Genomic DNA, 23,087 nt, shown 5'->3' on the forward strand with positions numbered 1-23,087 from the left:
AATTTATGGCAACCAATCCATTTGACAGGTTCAATAGAAGCAATCGGTTGATCGAGTCGATGGATTTTGAAACTATACCAAAACGTTGAGAGACGAAAAGGAGCGAAACAAGAATGAAAATGAAAGAAACACTGCATCTTGGAAAAACCGCTTTTCCAATGCGAGGCAACTTGCCAAACCGCGAAGTGGATTGGCAAAAAGAATGGGAAGAAAATCAATTGTATCAACGTCGTCAAGAATTAAATGAAGGCAAGCCAACCTTTGTCTTACACGATGGCCCTCCCTACGCAAATGGAAATATCCATATCGGACATTCATTAAACAAAATCAGTAAAGACATCATCGTACGTTCCAAATCGATGTCAGGTTTCCGTTCCCCTTATGTACCTGGTTGGGATACTCATGGTTTACCGATCGAACAAGTACTGACCAATAAAGGGATCAAGCGCAAAGAAATGAGCTTGGCAGAATATCGCAAAAAATGTGAAGAATATGCTTTGACACAAGTGGATACGCAAAGAGCTGATTTCAAACGTTTAGGCGTTTCTGGTGACTGGGATCATCCATATATCACATTGACACCAGACTATGAAGCAGCAGAAATCCGCGTGTTCGGAAAAATGGCAGAAAAAGGCTACATCTACAAAGGATTGAAACCTATTTACTGGTCACCATCTAGTGAATCATCATTAGCAGAAGCTGAGATCGAATACAAAGATGTGAAATCACCATCGATCTATGTGGCTTTTCCAGTCGCAGATGGCAAAGATTTGCTTGATTCAGATACAGCTTTTGTTATCTGGACGACGACGCCATGGACCTTACCAGCGAACCTAGGAATCTCTGTGAATCCAACCTTTGCCTATGTTCAAATCTTGGCTGATGGTCGTAAATTCGTCGTGGCAAAAGATTTATTAGAAACCGTGACGAATGAGATCGGTTGGGAATCTGTCGAAGTATTACAAGAATTGGCTGGCGATCAATTGGAAAAAATGACGGCACAACATCCTTTTTATGATCGTACGTCTCTAGTAATGTTAGGGGACCATGTGACATTGGATGCCGGTACTGGTTTGGTCCACACTGCACCAGGACACGGGGAAGATGACTACATCGTCAGCAAAAAATATGGTCTAGATGTCTTATCACCAGTCGATAGTCGCGGGATCTTTACAGAAGAAGCACCGGGATTTGAAGGGATCTTTTATGACAAAGCCAATCCAATGATCACTGAGCTTTTAGAAGAAAAAGGAGCCCTATTAAAACTAAACTTCTTTACTCACAGCTATCCACATGATTGGCGGACGAAAAAACCAGTCATCTATCGGGCAACGCCACAATGGTTTGCGTCTATTGATAAGTTCCGTCAAAATATTTTGGATGAGATCGAAAAAGTAGATTGGATCATTCCATGGGGCAAAACTCGTTTATACAATATGATTCGTGACCGCGGCGACTGGGTGATCTCTCGTCAACGTGCGTGGGGCGTTCCGTTGCCAATCTTCTATGCAGAAAACGGCGAAGCCATCATTACGCCTGAAACGATTGAGCATGTGGCAAACTTATTTGCTGAACATGGTTCAACGATTTGGTTTGAAAAAGAAGCAGAAGAATTACTGCCAGCTGGCTTCACGCATCCGGGCTCACCTAACGGCAAATTCTCGAAAGAGACTGACATCATGGATGTTTGGTTTGATTCAGGTTCTTCTCACGAAGCCGTGTTACGTCAACGTCCAGAATTGACATTCCCAGCTGACATGTACTTGGAAGGTTCTGACCAATATCGTGGGTGGTTCAACTCAAGTATCACGACTAGTGTTGCGATCAATGAAGTCGCACCATATAAAGCCGTCTTGTCTCAAGGCTTCACCTTAGATGGCGAAGGTCGCAAGATGAGTAAATCTCTTGGTAATACCATTGCACCAGAAAAAGTGATCAATCAAATGGGTGCGGATATTTTGCGCCTTTGGGTCAGCAGTGTTGACTACGAAGCGGATGTCCGGGTGTCTATGGATATCTTGAATCAAGTGTCAGAAGTCTATCGAAAAATTCGCAATACCATGCGTTTCTTATTGGCTAATACGAATGATTTTGATCCAGCAAAAGACAGCGTACCATTTGAAAACTTGCGTTCTGTTGATAAATACATGATGGTTCGCTTGAATCAAACGATCAAAACGATTCGGGAAGATGGCTATGAAAAATATAACTTCTTGCATATTTACCGGACAGTCATCAACTTCTTGACAGTCGATATGTCATCCTTCTATTTGGATTTTGCAAAAGATGTCGTTTATATCGAAGCTGAAAATGATTTCCAACGTCGCGCCATGCAAACCGTATTCTATCAAACAGCGGTTGCGTTGACGAAATTACTGACGCCGATCATTCCCCATACGGCAGAAGAAATCTGGTCACATTTGAAAGAAGAAGAGGAATATGTTCAATTAGCGGAGTTCCCTGGCTATGATACATTTGCTAACCAAGAAGAGCTGCTTGATTTATGGCGTGCTTTCCTTGATTTCCGTGACAATGTCTTAAAAGCATTGGAAGAAGCGCGTAATGCAAAACTGATTGGGAAATCGTTTGAAGCAAAAGTGACTGTCTATCCAACCGAACCGGTTGCGGCATTACTAAAAGCTATCGATTCAGATATTGCACAACTGCTGATCATTTCACCAGACTTCTTAACGATCAAAGAAGCAGGGGAAGCAGCACCAGAAGCGGCCTATCAATTCGAAGACGTGGCGATCTTAGTGGAAAAAGCCGAAGGTGAAGTCTGCGAACGTTGCCGCCAAGTCCGTGTAGATGTTGGTGTAGAAGAGCAACTGCCAACACTTTGCGGCCATTGTGCAGCCATCGTCAAAGAAAACTATCCCGAAGCAGTTGCAGAAGGCTTTGAAAAATAAAAGAACGAAAAAAGATGACCCCATTGCGGGTCATTTTTTTTGAAATCAGTCAAGCTTGTTCCTTGAGAATGGGACATAAACAGCTGTTTGTGACATCCAAATGAGAAAATCTAACTTAATTGATAACGATTCTCATTTGTTTGCAATAATTTTCCGACAGTTTATTGTATAATAAAAAAACCTTATTAGACGAAGATTCCTGCCTGTGATTTACTAGTCACTATTTGTTCAATGGATTTAAGTAACCCTTGAAGGAAGAAATCAACGAGCACGGATCAAGTAAAAAAAACTTGCCAGATAGAAAAACAGATTGTAAACTGTTAAAAATCGGAATATTCAGAATATTGAAAGAAAGTGTGATTCCATGAGTGATTTAGAGATGATGAGGAAAACGAACCAAATGATGTACGATGCCGCTTTTGAAAAAGATGCTTGTGGGATGGGCTTTATTGCACAAAAAGATGGTCGCTATTCTCGAGAACTTGTGCAAAATGCCTTAACGATGTTAGAACGGATGAACCATCGAGGGGGAACTGGGGCAGAACCTGACACAGGAGACGGAGCTGGGATTTTGATGGCGATGCCTGATCCATTTTTTCAACAGCGAGCAAAAGAGGCCGAAATCCCATTGCCTGAAAAAGGCGCCTATGCTGTTGGGATGTTTTTTTTACCGAAAGAAAAGCTCCGAGCAGCACAGGTCCAAGAAGAAGTAACTAAAGACATTCAACAAATGGGTTTTACGGTTTTATGGCAACGAGATGTGCCTTATGATTATTATCAATGTGGGCCAGGGGCTCAAAAAGTCATGCCCTCATTTGTGCAAGTCTTTATTGAAAAACCTGTCGATGTAGCTGCAGGCCGTCCCTTTGAAGATCAGCTTTATCGGTTACGGCGAAAACTGGAAAAAACGTATCATACCGATGAGCTGTCTATCTGCAGCTTATCTAGTAAGACAGTTGTTTATAAAGGGATGCTGCATGCCTATCAAGTTGGCTTGTTTTTCAAAGATCTTCAAAGCCCAGAAATGACTTCCAGTATTGCTTTGACCCATTCTCGTTTTTCAACGAATACCTTTCCAAGCTGGAGTCGGGCGCAACCTTTTCGTTTCTTAGCCCATAATGGCGAAATCAACACATTACGCGGGGCGGAAAATTGGATGCATGGACATCAGATCGAAGTCTACGATGACGAAAACTCCGATTCGTCGAAGTTGGAAAATTGTATGGAGTATTTGTATCGTCAAGGTCGAGACATTCCCCAAGCACTGTTGATGATGGTGCCAGAAGCATGGTCCAAAGAAGCTGGCTTGACGCCAGAACTGACGGCTTTTAATGAATACAATGCAAGCTTTATGGCCCCTTGGGATGGACCAGCAGCTTTATGCTTTACCGATGGGGATCTGGTAGGAGCTGCACTCGATCGAAATGGGTTGCGGCCATCTCGCTACTCGATCACGAAAGCTGGTTTTGTTATCGTGGCCTCTGAGTCAGGGGTTGTCGATTTGCCAGCGTCAGAAGTGATTGAAAAAGGGGTGCTTGGACCAGCAAATATGTTTTTGGTGGATACCAAAAAAGGGGTGATCTTACGCAATCAAGAAATCAAAGCGCATTATGCGAACGCCCATCCTTACCAAGAGTGGTTAGCCGATCACTTATTAACACCAGAGCTGCTTCCTGACGCAGAAAGACAGGAGGAAACGGCAGATGATGCGATCCAGACCCTTTGGAAACGAAATGGCTACACGGATGAGATCATTCGCACGTTGATTTTACCAATGGCTCAAACGGGAGAAGAACCAGTGATTTCCATGGGGTTTGATTCACCCTTAGCCATCTTAAGCGAACGTCCCCAATCTTTGTTTACGTACTTTAAACAACAATTTGCTCAAGTGACCAATCCGCCAATCGATGCGATTCGTGAAAAATTGGTAATTGGTACCGAACTGTTTTTAGGTCGAGATGGTGATGTTTCAAAGGACATTCGAATCAATTGCAATAAGCTGAAGATTGCTAGTCCTGTGTTAAAAACGAGTGAATATGAAAAAATCAAACAGTTAGATCAAAATGGTCAAAAAGCGGTTTTACAGTCGATTCTCTATGATTATGTACCAGAAAATGGAGCAGCATTGCAGCAAGCGTTAGAAGCGCTTTTTAAAGAAACGGAACAAAAAATTGATTCTGGGGCAACGATCGTCATTTTAACTGATCGGGAAGTCGTTCAGCCGCAAGAAGGAAAATTGGCAATTCCGATCCTTTTGGCAGTATCTGGCCTGCACAATTACTTGGTGCGAAAAGGCAAACGTTCCTTGGCATCGGTCGTTGTAGATACTGCGGAAGTCTGTGAGGTCCATCATTATGCCATGTTAGTCGGCTACGGAGCAAGTGGAGTCCACCCTTATGGGGCTTACCAGACATTGGCCCACTTTGAGCTTTCAGAGAAGATTGAAAGTTACCGCAAAGCTTGTGAGAAAGGTATTGTCAAAATTATGTCACGGATGGGGATTTCAACGATCGCCGGTTACCATGGGGCGCAATTGTTTGAAGCTGTTGGTATCTCTGAGAAAGTTATCTCCGAATACTTTACCGGCACGGTTACTCGTATCGGTGGACTTTCATTAGCGCAAATCGAGCAAGAATACTTAACGCGTTATGAAGCGGCGTATGGCGAGAAACGCGTGGATTATCTTGATTCGGGTGGTAGTTTCCAATACAAAGCTGACGGGGAACATCATCTGTTCAATCCAAAAACAATCTATGGATTTCAAAAAGCTGTTCGTACCGGTAGCTATGCGCTTTATAAAGAATATGCGGCGGAGATGAACCAAGACGCGTTAGAGAATCCAACGACCCTCCGTTCTATGTGGACTTTTGCGAACACAAGACGCAGTATTCCATTAGCTGAGGTGGAGCCAGTTGAAACGATCGTCAAACGATTTAAAGTCGGTGCGATGTCTTACGGCTCTCTAAGTGAAGAGGCACATCGCTGTATTGCTGAAGGAATGAATGCGATCGGGGCAAAATCCAACAGTGGAGAAGGTGGAGAAAACCGAAATCGTTTCAAACCAGTGAATGGCATTAATTATAATAGTCGCATCAAACAAGTAGCTTCTGGCCGTTTTGGTGTCAACGCCGAATATTTAATGAGTGCGGACGAACTCCAGATCAAAATGGCGCAAGGGGCGAAACCTGGTGAAGGGGGGCAATTGCCAGGCAACAAAGTCTTCCCGTGGGTCGCTGAGATTCGTGGCTCAACACCTGGGGTCCGATTGATTTCGCCGCCACCACATCACGACATTTATTCGATTGAAGACTTAGCCCAGCTGATCTATGACTTAAAGGCAATCAATCCCTATGCACGGATCAATGTCAAATTGGTTTCTAGTACGGGCGTGGGTACGATCGCTACCGGTGTCGTCAAAGCCGGCGCAGACGTAGTCGTGATCTCAGGCTATGACGGTGGGACCGGTGCTTCTCCGAGAAATTCGATTCGTGATGCTGGCTTGCCTTGGGAGATGGGGCTTGCAGAAGCCCATCAAACGTTAGCTATGAATCATTTGCGGCAGCGAATGACCTTAGAGACAGATGGAAAATTAATGACGGGTCGAGACATCGCCATTGCTGCTCTTTTAGGAGCAGAAGAATATAGCTTTGCCTCTTTAGCGCTAGTTGCGATTGGTTGTGTTATGATGCGGGTTTGCAGTATCAATACATGTCCTGTCGGCATTGCTACGCAAAATCCAGCGTTGCGCAAATTTTTCGCAGGGAAACCTGAGCACATCATCAATACGATGTACTTTTTAGCAGAAGATTTACGGGAAACAATGGCCGAGCTAGGGTTTCGCACGATTGATGAGATGGTAGGACACGCGGAAGTGTTGACACCACGCTTCGTTGCCAAGGGCAAAGCAAAGTCGTTAGACTTTTCTAGAATGATTGGGACGACGATCCCAATCGAACGGAAAGTGACGGACCCATTCCTTGAGAAACGACAGTGGCCAGAATTAGACGCTTTTGCCCAAGCAGCTATCGACAATAATCAAGAAATCGTTATGAATCATACGATCAATAATGTTCAACGTTCAGTCGGCGCTCGTTTAGGGGGCTGGATCGCAGAACGCTTTGGCAATTACGAAGTAACGCCAGGTTTGTTGCAGTTTACGTACCGCGGCATTGCTGGACAAAGTTTTGGGGCGTTTGCCACCCAGGGCATCCAGTTGAAACTGATTGGCGAGGCCAACGATTATGTAGCCAAAGGATTGAGTGGTGCCCGTTTGATCATTGTGCCGCCTGATGATGCCGCTTATGACGCAGAGCATTCACCGATTGTCGGTAACGTTGCTTGTTTTGGGGCGAATCGGGGTGAAGGCTATTTCCGCGGCATTGCTGGCGAACGCTTTTGCGTCCGTAATAGTGGAGCCAAAGTCGTTGTAGAAGGTGTTGGGGACCATGGCTGTGAGTACATGACTGGCGGCGTCGTGGTGATTTTAGGAAAAACCGGCCGCAACTTCGGTGCCGGAATGTCCGGTGGCGTGGCATACGTCTATGACCCTGATCAAACTTTTGCAGAAAAATGCAATCGGGAAATGGTTGATTTGTACCGGATTGGCGAAAGTGGCGATGACCATCAGCTGAAGGAGATGATCCAGCAGCATTTTGCCTATACAGATTCATTGAAGGCGGCTGAGATCCTAGAAGATTGGGAAAATCAGCAGCAACATTTCATCAAAGTCTATCCGACAGAGTACCATCAGATGATCCAAGCAACGGAGACTTTGGCTGAGCAAGGATTTATCGGGGAGGAACTTGTGACGAAAGCTTTCGAAGCCGTCGTCGGTCCACAATTGACTATTCCAGGAAAGGAGCGCGACTAATATGGCAGATCCATTTGGTTTTTTAAAGTACCCAAGAGTAGAAAATCCTACCCGACCGGTTTCAGAACGTATCCAAGACTGGCAAGAATTACAGACGCCGTTGCCTGAAAATGAGCGTCAAGAGCAAGCGGCGCGCTGTATGAATTGTGGCATTCCTTTTTGTCATACCGGGTCTTTTTACGGCGGTCAACGGGCGGTTTCAGGTTGTCCCAATGACAACCTGATTCCTGAATGGAATGATCTGGTTTATCAAGGGCGTTTCCAAGCCGCCTTTGAGCGTTTAGCCAAAACCAATCCACTACCAGAAATGACAGGGCGTGTCTGTCCTGCTCCATGTGAAAAAGGCTGTACCGAGGCACTGAATGGCTCAGGTGTCACGATCCATGACAATGAACGTTTTATTATCGATACTGCTTTTGAAAACGATTGGGTCAAAGCTTCCGGGTTGCCTCAAGAAGCGACTGGTTTCAAGGTGGCGATCGTTGGTAGTGGACCGGCTGGTTTATCCGCTGCTTGGCGCTTGAATCAACTAGGACATCAAGTGACGGTCTATGAACGCAGCGATCGCTTTGGCGGTTTGCTAATGTATGGTATCCCAAACATGAAATTAGACAAAGATGTCGTGCAGCGACGTATTGATCTAATGGCAGAGCTAGGCGTGACCTTTGTCGCTAATACGGAGATCGGTCGTGACTTGTCAGCAGAGGAATTGGCTGCTCAGTATGATCGGGTCATTTTGGCGACAGGTGCCAGCGTTCCTCGTGACTTGAAAATTCCTGGTCGTGAATTGACTGGGGTCCAATTCGCAGTCGATTATTTGACGGAAGCAACCAAAGATGTATTAAAGCATGGCAAAGCGGCAACCAGTAAAAAACTTGCTGGCAAGCATGTCGTCGTGATTGGCGGCGGCGACACTGGAAATGATTGTATTGGCTCAGCGATTCGGCAAGGAGCCGCTTCTGTGCGCCAATTGGAGATCACGCCCCAACTGCCATTGACACGTACCGACAGCAACCCTTGGCCTGAATACCCAATGACAGCCCGCACAGGCTATGGGCAAGAAGAAGCGGCTGAAGTGCTGCAAACACAAGTGACGTATCATGGGGTGTCCACAACGGCCTTTATCGGCGCCGAACGTGGCCAGTTGATTGCTATTGAGACGGTCTCGGTGGATCAACAGTTTCAGCCAATCCCTGGTACAGAGCAAGTGATCAAGGCGGATTTAGTCTTGTTGGCAATGGGCTTTATTGGCGCAGAGACCCAACTCTTTGATGCCTTTGGTGTGCGAGAAGTTTATGATGATTATACGACAAATAATGAACGGGTCTTAGTGGCAGGCGATGCTAAAAGAGGACCAAGCTTAGTGATCTGGGGGATTCGTGAAGGACGCCTAGCGGCAGAAAAAGTCGACCAAGCGTTACGATCATTGGTGTATCAATAAGCAATCAATAAAAAACAACCTGAGCAGCTCGTCCTCCTTCTAAATCAGAAGGGGATCAGTGAAATGCTCAGGTTGTTTGCATGTTAGGAAGTTGGCTCAGATGGATGGGGCTTTGATCGCTGTTCATTTTTTTCCATTGCTGCCTTTGGTAGGCGAATCGAAAAGACGATGGTTTCGTCACGGCTTTCCGCCCAGATTTTTCCACCTAATGCTTCAACAATTTCTTTGGCAATCGGCAGCCCCAGACCGGTTCCACCAGTCGCAGTCGCTCGTGAAGCGTCCATCCGATAAAAAGGCTCAAAAATCAAGCCAATCTTTTCAGCAGGGATCGTTTTCCCATGATTGGTCAATCGAATCAAGATATCATCAGAGGCACTGATGGCTAAATGCAAGGGGGAATCGGTATAACTATAGTTGATGGCATTGCGAATCAAGTTATCAAAAACGCGTTCCATTTTCTCCGTATCAACGGTCGCAAAGACTTTTTTCTGTAGCTGCAGTTGCCAATGAAGATTCTTTTCTTCTAACAGCGGTAAAAATTCGAACGTCAACTGTTCCAGCATTAAGCTAAGATCCGTGGTTTCGGTCTGTAAGGCGATCGTTGTAAGATTAAAACGGGTGATTTCGAAAAACTCGCTGATCAATAATTCTAGCCGCTGGGCTTTTTGCAAGGCGATCTTGGTATAGCGTGCCCGTAGTTCGGTAGAAAGCTGTGGTTCCTCTTCTAACAGCGTCAAGTAGCCGATCACACTGGTCAAAGGTGTGCGTAAATCATGTGCGAGATAGACGATCAAATCATTTTTCCGCTGCTCTGCTTCTTTGGCTGCTCGTTGATCTTGGAGATTTTTTTCCCGTAACTGGTTCATTTCTTCTTGGACATCGTTCAGATTGCTGGAGAGAATGATTCGCTTCGTGGGTTCGGCAATCAATTGATTCGTGGCTTGGATCGTTTCATTCAAATAGCTGATGGCTTTACTCATATAATAAATCGTTGTACTTGCCCAGATCAGCAAGGCACCGATGGCTAGACAGACGAGCCAATAATCAGCAAAAAGCCGTAATATTTGATAAATGGGCTCATAGCCGTACCAAACCCTCAATCCTGCTACAAAACGAACAGTTAAAGGGATCAGAATCAAGAGGAGCATTAAAACACCTGTGGTGATAAAGTATTGAGTCAAAAGTTTCCGAATCAATGGACTTCTATTTTTCAATGATATAGCCGACCCCCCATACAGTTTTGATTAATTTCGGTTTGCGGGGTTGTTCGTTTAGCTTTTCCCGCAGACGGGCAATATGTGCCATCACTGTGTTATTGTTGTCTAAATATTTTTCTTTCCAGACTGCTTCAAAAAGGGTTTCTGAGGCAACGACCGATCCTTGGTGTTCAAATAAGTAAAGCAAGATTTTAAATTCGATGGGGGTCAAAAAAACCTCTTTGCCATAAAGAAAACATTGGTGGCTGTTGATTTTCAACAGTAAGCCTTCCTTTTCGTATTCTTCAATCTTCTGCGGAACAGCTGACTGATTGTATCGTTGGTATCGCCGTAGTTGCGTTTTGACCCGAGCAACAACTTCTAATGGATTGAAAGGTTTAGTCACATAATCATCTGCACCTAGACTTAGACCGGTAATTTTATCCAGATCTTCTCCTTTGGCAGTGAGCATCAGTACTGGAAAAAAGTGGGTTTTGCGAATGTTCTGTAACAGCTGAAAGCCGTCGATATCCGGCAGCATCACATCTAAAACTGCCATATCGACTGTTTCTTTTTCGAGATAAGCCAAAGCACTCGTTCCATCATAAAAAGGTTCCACTTGGAAGCCTTCATTTCTTAGAAACGTCGTGACTAACTCGGCGATTTCTTTTTCATCATCAACAACGATTATTTTTTCTGCCATCCTTGATTCACTCCAACTATCTACGATCATTTTTTCATTTACATTACCATTTACTCTACCCACATCATACCGTAATCCGTAAGCGAATGCATTCGTTTTCTACTTTGCACTAGAGGTGATGCGGGAACCTAGGCGGCTGATCAATTCATTGGTAATGGTTTGTGCTTGATCAGCTGTAGTCGTCCAATCGCTGATTACTTCGAGCGAACTTTCGACCGCCAGTTCTGGATAGTCCGTTAAATCGATCAAGAGCATGTCCATACAAACCAACCCAATCTGCGGGAGTAAAATCCCTTGATAAGACAATTGGAATCCTTGATTTGATAGGGCACGGGGGACCCCGTCGCAGTAGCCGATACTAACGATCCCGATCGTGGCTGGTCGATCAAAAACAGTGCCTAGTCCATAGCCGATCGCTTCTCCGGCTGCGACTGTTTTTTTGTCTACCAGTAAAGCCTTGAGAGTCAAAATCGGTTGTACATTTATCTTCTGTTTTGTTGGTTCATTCGGGACACTTAGTGAACCAGTTAAAAGAATACCCGGGCGCACATAATCATAGTGTTTCTCTGGATAATTCAATATTCCGTAACTGCTTTGCAGATGCGTCAGTCCATAGGCAATATTTCTAGCGGATAAGCCAGCCAATAGATCATCAAAACAAGTGATTTGGGCTTGTGTCCGTAAGATACTTGCCGTATCTAGCTGATCTGAAGAGCCTAGATGGGAAAAAATGCCTGTGATCTTGAGGGATGGCAAGGCGAAAAGCTTTCTAACTGTTTCGAGGTCAGGGGCAACACCCAGACGATGCATGCCGGTATCTACCGCTAAATGACACTCGATTGGAAGGCCTGTTCGGGCTAACGCTTGTCCATGTTCTTCACTGACGATAGTTTGAATTAAGGAATATCGGTTCAGTTCTTTGGCACGTTGGGCAGAAGTGTACCCTAAAATCAGTAAGCGACTTTTGATGCCAGCTCGCCGTAATTCGATGGCTTCTTCTATGGTGGCAACAGCAAAAAAATCGACGCCTACTCTTTCTAGGGTACGAGCGACCAATTGCGCATCGCAACCATAGGCATCTGCTTTAACCACCGCCATCACTTTTGTTTTTGCGGGGATCAATCGCTTGATTTCCTGCAAGTTGTGCAGCAAGGCGGGGGCTGAAAATTCTTTGGTTGCCCGTTGCAAGTGGGGTGGTGTTTTTTTCGGAAACGGGAACAGCTTTTGCAAAGCAAAGAGACCATAAACCAATCCAATGGTCAGTCCTAAGACCACAATGTAATTGATCAGATTGTTTTGCAGCAAGGGCAGTTTCTGACTAAGAAAATGAGTCACCGCAATGGTATAAGGATGGAGCAAATAGAGCCAAAGGGACAGTCGACCCGCTTGTTTCCAGATTATGGGTGCTTGCCATTGCTGAATGATCGGGAATAAGCACAACAGGACGAAGGGTAAAAAAACATACATGCTGTCATGTTTCGGCGTGGTAAAGTGATGCAAGAGATAACTTTCCAAAAGCAAGCAAATCAGACTGATCATCAGATAACTATAGCGATGGGGCGAAGCAGGTTTTTTGGCAAATCTTCTGGCTAGTACCCCTAAGAGCAAAAACAAGGGAGCAAAGAAAATGCCGTTGCGAGTTCCAGCCAATAGTTGGAAAATCAGTGAATAGAGTGGCGTGATGGGAGTGTGTTCAGCCAGGCCAGACCAACTGTCCCCACCTAAACCAATCACGTATAAACCGATAGCCATGAAAAAGACTTGTTTAAAAGAAAAGCGCACCAAGAGTCCCATCACTAAAAGACTGCCGGTAATGATCGCAGGAAAATACCATAGATGATAAAGGATGCCATTGACTAGCAAAGTTTGAATAAAAGTGCCTAGGGGCATGTTCAATCCTAACATGCCGCTGTACCAAGCAAGCGGCAAAAAAAGCAGTGTAGCTATGAGATAGACTTGCAGCTGCTTTTTAATAAAATGCCAGACACGCTGTCTGGCAGGATAGCTGTTTTGGGTGGCCAAGTCGCTGAACACGTAATATCCGCTGATCATAAAAAAGAAGGGGACGGCGATTCTGAAAAGAGTCAATGTGATCAGGATATCACCATCGGGCCACAATCGATGAAGGGGCAGACAGTGGATCGCCACCACCATCATCGCTAATAGCACTCGAAACTGCTCGATTCCCTGATTCTTCTTCATGCGAACTGCCTCGTGGTCTGTTCAAGATACTGATGGTATTCTTCCAAGGTCCACTGTTGATTGGCCATGATTTGACTATGAGGCAAACCGACATAACGAAAATGCCATGGTTCGTAACCAATCCCTGTAATTTCTTGTTTGTCTGCGGGGTAGCGTAAAATAAATCCGTAGTTCATCATTTCCTGGGTAAATAAATCAGCGGCTGCGCTGTCACGAAATCGTGGGCAGATCAAATCATCCTGGCTGCCCTTTAAACCAACATCGATCGCTAAGCCTAACTGATGCTCGCTGCAGCCGGGCAATGCCACAAATTGTTTCGTATAGGCTAGCCCATTTTCTTTCAAGGAATATTCCCATAAATACCGTTGCTGCTTTTCGGTTCGGTAGCCATCTAATAAGCAGATCTCGTCTTCAAGCTTTAAGGCTTTGACGAGGCGTTCCCATTGTTTGGCTGCTTCTGGCTGCAAGTAAACCTCGTCTTCACTAAAGGCAGCAAGGACCAAATGAGGCGGTTCTTGGTTTTTTTCTAGCGGAAATTCTTTGCTAACTAACTGTAGATAGGGATTCATTTGACTTCCTCCTTTGCTAAGACAAGCAGTTTTTGTAGTAGTTCTTGATAGGATAAGCCGACCGCTGCCATCATGGCAGGATAGCGGGAGTGACTCGTAAAGCCCGGCATAGTATTGATTTCATTCAAGTATAGTTCTCCTTGATCCGTGACAAAAAAGTCGATGCGAGCAAGACCTTTAAGACCAAGACTACGATAGAGCAGCTGAGCTTGTTCTTTGACCTTGGTTTCAATCGTTTCAGGCAATGGCGCAGGGACGGTGATTTTGGCGCTGATCAGCTGGTACTTTTCTTCAAAATCGAAAAAGCCGTCTACTAAGGAAATGGCGTCACAAGCACCGACAGTCAAAGAGTCGTTACCCAAAATACCGCAACCGATCTCAACACCGGCAATATTTTTTTGTAGGAGCACTGCGGGACAATAAGTAAAGGCTTCTTTTAAGGCAGAAGCGATTTCTTGAACGCAGGTGACTTTAGTGATCCCTTTTGAGGAGCCCGCTTCATTAGGCTTAAAGAAAACTGGAAAGCCATGGGTCTGGATAAAAGCTTCGATTTGTTCTTGCTGGTTGGCTTGATTTGTCAAGAGAATCGTAGGGGCGCTTTGTACGCCAATGGCTGCTGCAGCTTGATGCAGCAACCATTTGTTCATACATAAGGCAGAGGCTGCCACCCCACAGCCTACATAAGGCAGCTTCATCAATTCAAACAATCCTTGGATACTGCCATCTTCCCCGTATTTGCCATGCATAATGGGAAATAAAACATCAGGTACCAACGTTTGCTGCGCTTCACTTAGCCAAAAGCCGTTTTCTTCAAAAAGTGGCTGGATTTTCTGTGTATGTTTCGTATCCAACAACCACGTGTCTTGTCGGATGTTTTCCAGTTCGCCTGTATACAAATACCAATCCATAGCATCTGGGGCGATCCCGATCAAAGAGAGGTCATAGTCATAGGGAGATGATTGGAGTGCTTCGATTGCGCTAGTTGCTGAGGCTAAAGAAACGGTGTATTCCGGTGAATTGCCTCCAAAAATAATGGCGATTTTTTTCATGTTTTTCTTCCTTCCGCTTTTCGATTCTTACTACATTCAGTCTATCAAGGAAAGAAAAAAGAAATTTGCGGGCTTACTGGTATCTTTCTTTTCTTTTTGTGATGAAATTCTGACGAATTTATGACAAAAGGAAGGCGACAGCTGCCGCTCTTTTTACACCAGAAAGAAACTAGCCTTTGAAGTAGAAAAAGCTGCCATAAGATGGAATGGAAAAAATAGTGAAAAAAGAGCACTCTGAAGGAAAGGGGGAGGCAATAGCAGGAACGTTGACACAAAAAAAGCACGCCGAAGCATGCTTTTTCTTTTTGATGAGGGCTTTTCGATTATTATACGATTCGCTTATTGTGCGTAATGCGCACGAGGACCACCAATATATTTGGGCCGTGATCCCAGAGCTGTGACATGGGCAGCGCCGAGGGTCTTAATAGAGGGACGGATCGGGATTTGAACATGTTTGACATGCATGCCGATCGCTGTGTCACCAATATCGATGCCAGCTTTTGCCACTATGTGCTCCACTTCAATAGGCTCATCGAACAGCTGGAAAGCCGCAACTGAGCAAGCACCGCCTGCATGCAGCTGGGGCACTACAGCGACTTCTTCTAATTGATATAGTCGAGCCGTTTCACGCTCAACGGCTAAAGCCCGATTGAGGTGTTCACAGCCTTGAACGGCTAAATGAATATTTTTGGGACGCAAGATCGCTCGTAGTGTTTCAAAGATAACCAGGCCTACTTCTTGACTGGAATTTTTGCCAATCAAGCCGCCCACGACTTCACTTGTTGAACAGCCAAGGACAAAAAGATCGTTTTCACCAACGTTCGCTGTCGTAATGACTTCTTCAACGATCGTAGTTAAATCCGTTTTTAATTGATTGATATCTGTCATAAGAATCACCTTTCATTTAAAGAAAACTTTTTCGTGCGGCGCAAGGCATGCGTCAGCGGTAAAGCAACGATGCTGCCAAAGACCGTTTGGATCAAATTACTTGGAATCGAGGCGATCCCAGCGCCTAACCCGAATAGCAAAACTGTTGCTGCTGCATAGCCGGCGATCATGATCAAGCTGCCGACAATGACGGCTGCTAGTGGCCGATGGCTCATTCTACCTACGATCCAGCCTTGCACACCATGGATCACGATGGAAAAGAAGGCCCATTCAGGGTAACCTGATAGAAAATCAATGATGCCGCCACTCATTCCACCGACGAAGGCCCCGGCGCTAGGTCCGAACAACAGGGCCGAGATATAGATCCCTGCTTCACATAAGGTCACAAAGCCCTTCGTTTGCGGAACAGGAATGATAAAGGTCAAAGAAAGTGCACAGGTAAGTGCGGTCAGCATAGCGATCGTGGTTAAATTTCTTACTTTCATACGTATTCATCCTTTCTGAAGTAGGCAAGTTGATTGACGTTTCCGGAGGTACCTAAAGGTAGCCCCTCTTCGATTCCTGCCCAAACAAATGCTTTTGCAGTTTGAACAGCTGTTTCCAATGAAGTACCTTTGGCAAGTAAAGCGGCAATCGCCGATGAAAGGGTACAACCAGCACCGTTGGTTGTGGGTCGGGTACTTTTTTCTGCTTCAAAAACAGTATACTGTCCAGAGTGGTATAAAAGGTCGTAGGCTGTTTCCCCGGTTAGTCGACTGCCACCTTTGATCAGAACATTTGGGGCACCAAGCGCATGGATTTTTTTTGCCGCCGTTTTCATCTCCGCTAAGGAGGTAATCCTTTGTCCAGATAAGTGTTGTGCTTCGAGTAGATTAGGTGTCACTAATGCTGTGTAAGGAAACAAGGAGATCAATCCTGCTTGATAGGAGTGGTTAAAGGCGGTATCTCCTTCTTTAAAAGCAAGCACGGGATCGAGCACGATCGGTCCGGTAAATGCTTGTAAAAAATCCCGCAGCAATTCAATGATGGCCGTTTGATGAAGCAGCCCAATTTTGATTGCATCTAGGGATACGACCGAACGCAGTGAATCCAGCTGTGCTTGGATCACAGGCTCAGGAAAATCATGGAACAAAAGATCATCGTTAATGGCGACAACACAGGTCAATAAGGCATGACCAAACACCCCGAATTCCTCAAATGTTTTCAAATCCGCCGTCATGCCGCCGCCTGCCAAACTGTCAAGACCGGCGATCGATAAGACTTGTTTCATGTCTGCTGCTCCTTTCATTTCTCATTTCTTTCTATTATAAACAGACGGAAAAAAAGAAAAACGGCCAATTGGATGTTTTTTCCTCATCCAATTGACCATTTGCTTATTTTTCATTTAGTAAATCCCGTTCTCGATACCATTCATCGGGACGCCAGATCCATTCAAACCCATCGGCAGCTAAGAGATCATAGGCAGCTTGGGGTCCCATCGTTCCTGCGGCATAGTTTGGAAAATCAGGTGTTTCTTGGTCCCAAGCGTGACGGATCACATCAACGATGCGCCAAGATTGGGCAACTTCATCCCAGTGGGTAAAGTTAGTGCCATCCCCGTTCAAAGCATCTAAAATCAATTTTTCGTAGGCTTCAGGGGTGTTTTCGACGATTTCAGTACTATTTCGGTAATCGAGCTTCACTGGCAATGTTTCAAACCCTTGGCCAATCTCTTTTCCGTTCAAGGAAAGAGAGAAGCCTTCCGTCGGTTGAATGTAGATCGTCAGCACATTCGGTGCCAAACTCTCGATTTGCTTTTGTTCATTCAGGTCTTGCTTAAAGACATTGACTGGGACTTGTTTAAAGACAATGTTGATGCGAGTGCCTTTTTCCGTCAAGCGTTTCCCGGTGCGTACATAAAATGGTACGCCGGACCAGCGGAAGTTATCGATCAAGAATTTCCCAGCAACGAAGGTTTCCGTTGCCGATTTTTCATCGACATTGGCTTCTTCACGGTAGCCAACAAATTTCTTGTCTTCTAATTGTCCTTTATCGTATTGACCACGAACGAAGTGTTGTTTCACTTCTTCTTCGGAGTAGATACGGATCGCATTTAAGGCTTTGATTTTTTCTGTCCGTAACTCTTTTTCAGAAAAAGCTACTGGCGGCTCCATGGCTAATAAGGAAAGGATCTGCAGAATATGATTTTGGACCATATCTTTTAAGGCGCCGCTCTTATCATAATACCCACCGCGTTCTTCAACACCTAAGTTTTCTGCGATATTGATCTGAACATTGTCAATGTACCGATTGTTCCACATCGACTCAAAAATGTTATTGGCAAAACGAATCGCAGAAATGTTTTGGATCATTTCTTTTCCTAAATAATGATCGATCCGGTAGATTTCTTGTTCTGTAAAGACTTGATTGATCTCTTCATTCAATTCTTTTGCTGAGTCATAGTCGCTTCCAAATGGTTTTTCGATGATCACCCGATGGTAGCCGTCAGTATCCAGCATCCCTTGGGATTTCAAGTGAGAAACGATCGTCCCAAAGAAGTTAGGAGACATCGCTAAGTAAAAAATTTGATTGCCTTCTAAATGGTATTTTTGATCTAAGGTTTCTGCTAAATCTTTCAATGAATCATAATGACTCGTATCTGTTACATCATGTGATTGGTAGTAGAAATGAGAAGCGAATGTCTCTGCTTGTTCTTGTGAGTCGCTCAATTCTTTGATCGTACCTATTACTACTTCACGATAGTGTTCATCCGACCAAGGACGGCGAGCAGTACCAATGACTGCAAAATCTTCTTTCAAATCGCCTTTTTTGTACAACCGAAACAAAGAAGGGTATAGTTTGCGTTGGGCAAGGTCACCCGTACCGCCAAAAATCGTAAAAAGGACCTTTTTTTCCATCATCTTCACTCCTTACAGTTTATCGACAAAAATCGTGCTGGCGGCTTTGTAGCTGACAGCAATTTCTTTTGTATCATTTTTGATCGTAATCGGACCCTCGTATGCTGCCGCATCGATGATCTCGTATTCTTCATGAATATTCAATTGGATCGAAACGAGGTAATCCAGCAGTTCTCGTTCGTCAAGGACACGGGCGATACGAATTTTTGTTCCTACCGGATAGGAACTCATGGTGTTTTTTTCGCCTTCGTGAATGAGTTCTCCTTGTTCAGGGATCATTCCGCCATGTGGGCAATACCGAGGATGATCAAGGTAGGCTTCTAAGCGGCTCGCCAGTGTTTCCGAGGTGACGTGTTCTAAAACTTCTGCGTCATCATGAACTTCATTCCATGAGTAATGCAGGTGCTCCACAAGAAAGACTTCCCATAAACGATGCTTGCGGATCAGAGCACTTGCAGAAGCTAAACCAGTTTCAGTCAACTGTACCCCTTGATAAGGTGAATGTTCCACTAAGCCTTCTTTTAATAATTTTGAAATCATTTCACTTACTGAAGCTGCTGAGACGTCCAGACCTGACACGATTTGTTTGTTATTGATTTTCTTTTGGTCACCACCAAGCTCTAAGATGAGCTTTAAATAATCTTCACGATTTGGTGTCATCGGATCCATCCTCTCTTATCAAAGACTATCAAAGTAGATTTTATCAAAAAAGCCGGCTGATTACTACGAAAAAAGCCGCCGGTTTCCAATATTCTATGTAAAAGAAGGCCGAGGGGAGCAACTCCACCTCAGCCTTCTTTTATTAAGCCCAGTCACCATTGCGGAAGACAGGAACCGTGGTGCCATCTTCTTTGATGCCATCGATGGACATTTGGTCAGAGCCAACCATGAAATCTACGTGGGTTTGGCTGCGGTTCAAACCAGCCGCTGCCAGTTCTTCTTCACTCATCTCAGTGCCGCCTTGCAAGCTGAAGGCATAAGCGGAGCCTAAAGCCAAGTGGTTTGAGGCATTTTCATCGAACAACGTATTGAAGAAGATGATGCCGGATTGTGAGATAGGGGAAGGATCCGGAACTAATGCGACTTCACCTAAAGATTTTGCTCCTTCATCGATTGCTAGCAGTTTGCCTAACACTTCTTCGCCTTGTTCCGCAGAAAAGTCCACGACTTTGCCGTCTTTGAAGGTGAACTTCATCCCAGAGATGATAGTGCCTGCGTAGCTCAATGGTTTCGTACTTGAAATATAGCCATCGATGCGACGATTATCTGGGGCAGTAAAGACTTCTTCTGTTGGCATGTTCGCCATGAATTTTTCATTGTGGGTATTGTAACTGCCAGCACCTTCCCACAAGTGGTTTTTAGGCAAACCGATGATCAAATCGGTACCCGGTGCCGTATAGTGCAGAGCACTGAATTGTTCTTTGTTCAATTCTTCAGCTTTAACTTGCAAGGTTTCATCGTGTTTTTTCCAAGCTGCGACAGGATCTTCTTCATAGATACGTGTCGTTTTGAAAATTTGATCCCAAAGCTTGTCTTGTGCTTCTTCAGGGGAAGCGTCAGGGAATACTTTTTGGGCCCAATCTTGACCAGGCGCCGCAACCACAGTCCAGCTGACTTTGTTGGCTTGTGTTGCTTGACGTAATTTCATCATCGCTTTACCAGAAGCAGCTTGGAAAGCGGCCACTCGGTCTGAGTCGACGCCCGCTAACGCATCGGGATTGGCAGAAACGACACTGATGCGGCTAGCACCTTTTTCAACCCAATCTTCTGTTTGATCAATTTTATGCTGAGGAATCGTAGACAAACGATCTTCGGCCGCATGAGTAAGAAATTCTTTTTGGATCTCGTCGTCGGTCCATTGGACGATTACTTCGTCTGCACCTAATTCATACGCTTTTTTCGTCAATAGACGAGCTAAAGGTGCTTGGTCCACGGCGATTTGGATGACGATCGTGTGCCCTTTTTGGACATTTACGCCAACTTCAGTGATCAGTTGGGCATATTTTTCAAGGTTCTGATTAAAGTTTGGTAAAACCATTAAAATTCCTCCATTTATTCTAAATTTATAACTGTCTTCATGATAGCACTAAGTATTTTTGAAAACAAACGAAAAAGTGAGCAAAAAAACAGTGGTCTTCAAATTGAAAAACTGGAAACACTAAGGGCAATAATTTTAAAAGTTTTTTTGCAAACTTAAAAAAACATGATACAATAAGTAAAAGGTATTTCTGAAAGCGATGTATAGCAGAATTAAGGAGATTAAAAAATTATGGCAAGAAAGAAAACTATTACTAGAGACCAGATTTTAAAAGCTGCCTATGAAGTTGTCGCAACCGAAGGATTTACACGTTTTACCGCACGCAATATCGCAGCGAAGATGAAATGTTCAACGCAACCGATCTACTTAGAATTTAAAAATATGGATGACTTAAAAAATGCATTGATCAATCAGATTTACGACTACTTAGCGACAGAAGTCTTTCCAGTTGAGAGACGGGGAGATGTCATCGTTGACTTAACGTTAAATTATATTGGCTTTGCAAATAAAGAAAAACGATTATACCGAGCGCTATACTTAGAAGAGCATGGTGGTGGGGATTCCATGCAACAGTTTTCATTTGACCTTTTTGTGAAATCAGTGAAAAAAGAACCAAAATATCAAGATCTATCTGATGTTAAATTACAATCATTGCATACTGGTGTCTGGATCGTCGCTACTGGCTTAGCGGCATTGATGTCTTCGGGAATCATTCATCCGACAGAAGATCAGATTGCTAAGCTGATGACAGAAACCACCGATAATATTTTAGCAAGAGAAACACCCATCGATATCAGTTATCATTAAGCAAACAATAAACCTCCGACAGAATCAATTGATTTTGTCAGAGGTTTTCTTGTTTTATTCAGCGAATGTTTCTGCGAGTTTATTGGCAAAGGCTTCTAAGTTTTGAATATCGTCTTCTTCTGCAGCCAAGTCAACTTTGACGCTGTCTGCTCCTTTTGTCGCACCAGTTTTGCTAAAGGCGGCTTCAAAGTCATCAACGGATTTACAAAAGTCATCATAAAACGTATCGCCGGAGCCACAGACTCCAAAGATTTTGCCGCTTAAATCAAGTTCTTGCAAATCTTCATAAAAATCGACGATCTCATCCGGTAGTTCTCCGTCTCCATATGTATACGTTGCGACGATACAGATATCAGCATCTTCAAAGTCATCTGCATCCACTTGGGTACACTCATTCATTTCTACTTCCATGTCAAGATTTTCAAGGGCTTCAGAAACGATATCCGCAATTTCTTCCGTATTCCCCGTCATGCTTGCATAGACGATTTTTGCTAAAGCCATGGGCTTTTTCCTCCAATCTCATTCCTATTCTCAAGGAAAACTCTCTTACAGATTATAGCAAATGCACGAAAGTTTGAAAACAAAACTTGAAAAACTCTTTACAATGTCTGTGAATTTTGTAAAATAAGGGATTTCTATGGTAAAATAAGAGGAATTTAATTAAGGGAGACGAGAACATGATTACATTAAAATCTGCCAGAGAAATTGACCGCATGGCCGAATCCGGCGCGCTGTTAGCAGATGTCCACAAACAATTACGCAGTTTCATCAAACCAGGTATCACGAGTTGGGATATCGAAGTGTTTGTCAGAGATTATATTGAAAGCCACGGCGGCATCGCTGCCCAAATTGGTTTTGAAGATTACAAATATGCCACTTGCTGCAGTATCAATGATGAGATTTGCCACGGGTTTCCTCGAAAAAAACTATTGAAAGACGGCGATCTGATCAAAGTCGACATGTGTATTGATTTAAAAGGCGCCATTTCTGATTCTTGTTGGAGTTATGTCGTAGGGAACTCGACGCCTGAGATTGATCGATTAATGGAAGTAACCAAAAAAGCGTTGTATCTAGGAATCGAACAAGCCCAAGTGGGCAACCGAATCGGTGACATCGGTCATGCCATTCAAACGTATGCGGAAAAAGAAGGGTACGGGGTTGTGCGTGATTTCGTAGGACACGGCATTGGCCCAACGATCCATGAAAGTCCGATGATCCCTCACTACGGAGAAGCCGGCAAAGGGTTACGTTTAAAAGAAGGAATGGTTATTACCATCGAACCTATGATCAATACAGGGACGTGGAAAATGAAAATGGATCCTAATGGCTGGACCGCCTATACATTAGATGGCGGCTTAAGCTGCCAATATGAACATAGTTTGGCGATCACCAAAGATGGTCCGAGAATTTTAACTTCTCAAGGAGAAGAAGGAACCTACTAAATTTTGGTGGTAGAAGACTTCTGATTGTTACGTATGACAAAGAAAAAAAGGCAGATGATTCGCTGGCGGAGGAAGA

The 23,087-nt window shown here is 44.3% G+C and carries 17 protein-coding genes; 5 read left to right on the plus strand and 12 right to left on the minus strand.

Annotated features, from left to right (window positions below; genetic code table 11):
- Window positions 1-113 precede the first annotated feature (113 nt).
- The 3 genes from ileS to IGI84_RS04160 all read left to right on the plus strand — a co-directional run bounded on the left by ileS (window position 114) and on the right by IGI84_RS04160 (window position 9,220).
- Window positions 114-2,909 (plus strand): isoleucine--tRNA ligase, encoded by a 2,796-nt coding sequence (ileS, locus tag IGI84_RS04150; RefSeq protein ID WP_144772065.1) that lies wholly within the window; start codon window positions 114-116, stop codon window positions 2,907-2,909.
- Window positions 2,910-3,273: 364 nt separating this feature from the next.
- Window positions 3,274-7,779 carry a glutamate synthase large subunit gene (gene gltB, locus IGI84_RS04155; protein ID WP_430600807.1) on the plus strand — a complete coding sequence of 1,502 codons (4,506 nt, stop codon included), beginning with the start codon at window positions 3,274-3,276 and terminating at the stop codon, window positions 7,777-7,779.
- A gap of 1 nt (window position 7,780) precedes the next feature.
- Window positions 7,781-9,220 carry a glutamate synthase subunit beta gene (locus tag IGI84_RS04160; RefSeq protein ID WP_081118413.1) on the plus strand — a complete coding sequence of 480 codons (1,440 nt, stop codon included), beginning with the start codon at window positions 7,781-7,783 and terminating at the stop codon, window positions 9,218-9,220.
- Window positions 9,221-9,303: 83 nt separating this feature from the next.
- Here IGI84_RS04160 and vanS read toward each other — a convergent pair whose 3' ends face one another.
- The 11 genes from vanS to IGI84_RS04215 all read right to left on the minus strand — a co-directional run bounded on the left by vanS (window position 9,304) and on the right by IGI84_RS04215 (window position 20,762).
- Window positions 9,304-10,434 (minus strand): vancomycin resistance histidine kinase VanS, encoded by a 1,131-nt coding sequence (gene vanS / locus IGI84_RS04165; RefSeq protein WP_317615668.1) that lies wholly within the window; start codon window positions 10,432-10,434, stop codon window positions 9,304-9,306.
- The gene (gene vanR-C / locus IGI84_RS04170; RefSeq protein WP_430600808.1) at window positions 10,424-11,119 is read right to left on the minus strand and encodes a vancomycin resistance response regulator transcription factor VanR-C; all 696 of its coding nucleotides are present in this window, start codon (window positions 11,117-11,119) and stop codon (window positions 10,424-10,426) included. The genes vanS and vanR-C overlap by 11 nt, the downstream gene beginning before the upstream one ends.
- Before the next feature lie 99 nt (window positions 11,120-11,218).
- Window positions 11,219-13,321, minus strand: coding sequence for a membrane-bound serine racemase VanT (gene vanT, locus IGI84_RS04175; protein WP_430600809.1), 2,103 nt, complete (start codon window positions 13,319-13,321; stop codon window positions 11,219-11,221).
- Window positions 13,318-13,890: a D,D-carboxypeptidase/D,D-dipeptidase VanXY gene (gene vanXY, locus IGI84_RS04180; protein WP_194195552.1), complete on the minus strand. Its 573-nt coding sequence runs from the start codon at window positions 13,888-13,890 to the stop codon at window positions 13,318-13,320. The genes vanT and vanXY overlap by 4 nt, the downstream gene beginning before the upstream one ends.
- Window positions 13,887-14,939 (minus strand): D-alanine--D-serine ligase VanC, encoded by a 1,053-nt coding sequence (gene vanC / locus IGI84_RS04185; RefSeq protein ID WP_430600811.1) that lies wholly within the window; start codon window positions 14,937-14,939, stop codon window positions 13,887-13,889. The genes vanXY and vanC overlap by 4 nt, the downstream gene beginning before the upstream one ends.
- Before the next feature lie 339 nt (window positions 14,940-15,278).
- A complete protein-coding gene (locus IGI84_RS04190; protein ID WP_430600812.1) occupies window positions 15,279-15,827 on the minus strand; it encodes a TIGR01440 family protein in 549 nt (182 codons plus the stop codon).
- Window positions 15,828-15,832: 5 nt separating this feature from the next.
- Window positions 15,833-16,312 carry an ECF transporter S component gene (locus IGI84_RS04195; protein WP_015510153.1) on the minus strand — a complete coding sequence of 160 codons (480 nt, stop codon included), beginning with the start codon at window positions 16,310-16,312 and terminating at the stop codon, window positions 15,833-15,835.
- A complete protein-coding gene (gene thiD / locus IGI84_RS04200; protein ID WP_142424772.1) occupies window positions 16,309-17,097 on the minus strand; it encodes a bifunctional hydroxymethylpyrimidine kinase/phosphomethylpyrimidine kinase in 789 nt (262 codons plus the stop codon). Before thiD ends, IGI84_RS04195 begins: the two co-directional genes overlap by 4 nt.
- A gap of 103 nt (window positions 17,098-17,200) precedes the next feature.
- Window positions 17,201-18,727 carry a glucose-6-phosphate dehydrogenase gene (zwf, locus tag IGI84_RS04205; protein WP_077453514.1) on the minus strand — a complete coding sequence of 509 codons (1,527 nt, stop codon included), beginning with the start codon at window positions 18,725-18,727 and terminating at the stop codon, window positions 17,201-17,203.
- Window positions 18,728-18,736: 9 nt separating this feature from the next.
- Window positions 18,737-19,384: a metal-dependent transcriptional regulator gene (locus tag IGI84_RS04210; RefSeq protein ID WP_008377371.1), complete on the minus strand. Its 648-nt coding sequence runs from the start codon at window positions 19,382-19,384 to the stop codon at window positions 18,737-18,739.
- A gap of 142 nt (window positions 19,385-19,526) precedes the next feature.
- Window positions 19,527-20,762, minus strand: coding sequence for an aminopeptidase (locus IGI84_RS04215; protein WP_430600813.1), 1,236 nt, complete (start codon window positions 20,760-20,762; stop codon window positions 19,527-19,529).
- Window positions 20,763-20,993: 231 nt separating this feature from the next.
- Between IGI84_RS04215 and IGI84_RS04220 the strand changes: the two genes are divergently transcribed.
- The gene (locus IGI84_RS04220) at window positions 20,994-21,569 is read left to right on the plus strand and encodes a TetR/AcrR family transcriptional regulator (protein WP_005228861.1); all 576 of its coding nucleotides are present in this window, start codon (window positions 20,994-20,996) and stop codon (window positions 21,567-21,569) included.
- Window positions 21,570-21,623: 54 nt separating this feature from the next.
- Here the strand turns inward: IGI84_RS04220 and IGI84_RS04225 are convergent, their stop codons facing one another.
- Entirely contained in the window at window positions 21,624-22,070 is a 447-nt protein-coding gene (locus IGI84_RS04225; protein WP_077453512.1) for a flavodoxin, read from the minus strand.
- Window positions 22,071-22,246: 176 nt separating this feature from the next.
- Between IGI84_RS04225 and map the strand changes: the two genes are divergently transcribed.
- A complete protein-coding gene (map, locus tag IGI84_RS04230) occupies window positions 22,247-23,011 on the plus strand; it encodes a type I methionyl aminopeptidase (protein ID WP_142424770.1) in 765 nt (254 codons plus the stop codon).
- Window positions 23,012-23,087 lie beyond the last annotated feature (76 nt).

Source organism: Enterococcus sp. DIV0008, assembly GCF_050542615.1.
Lineage (GTDB): Bacteria > Bacillota > Bacilli > Lactobacillales > Enterococcaceae > Enterococcus_D > Enterococcus_D innesii.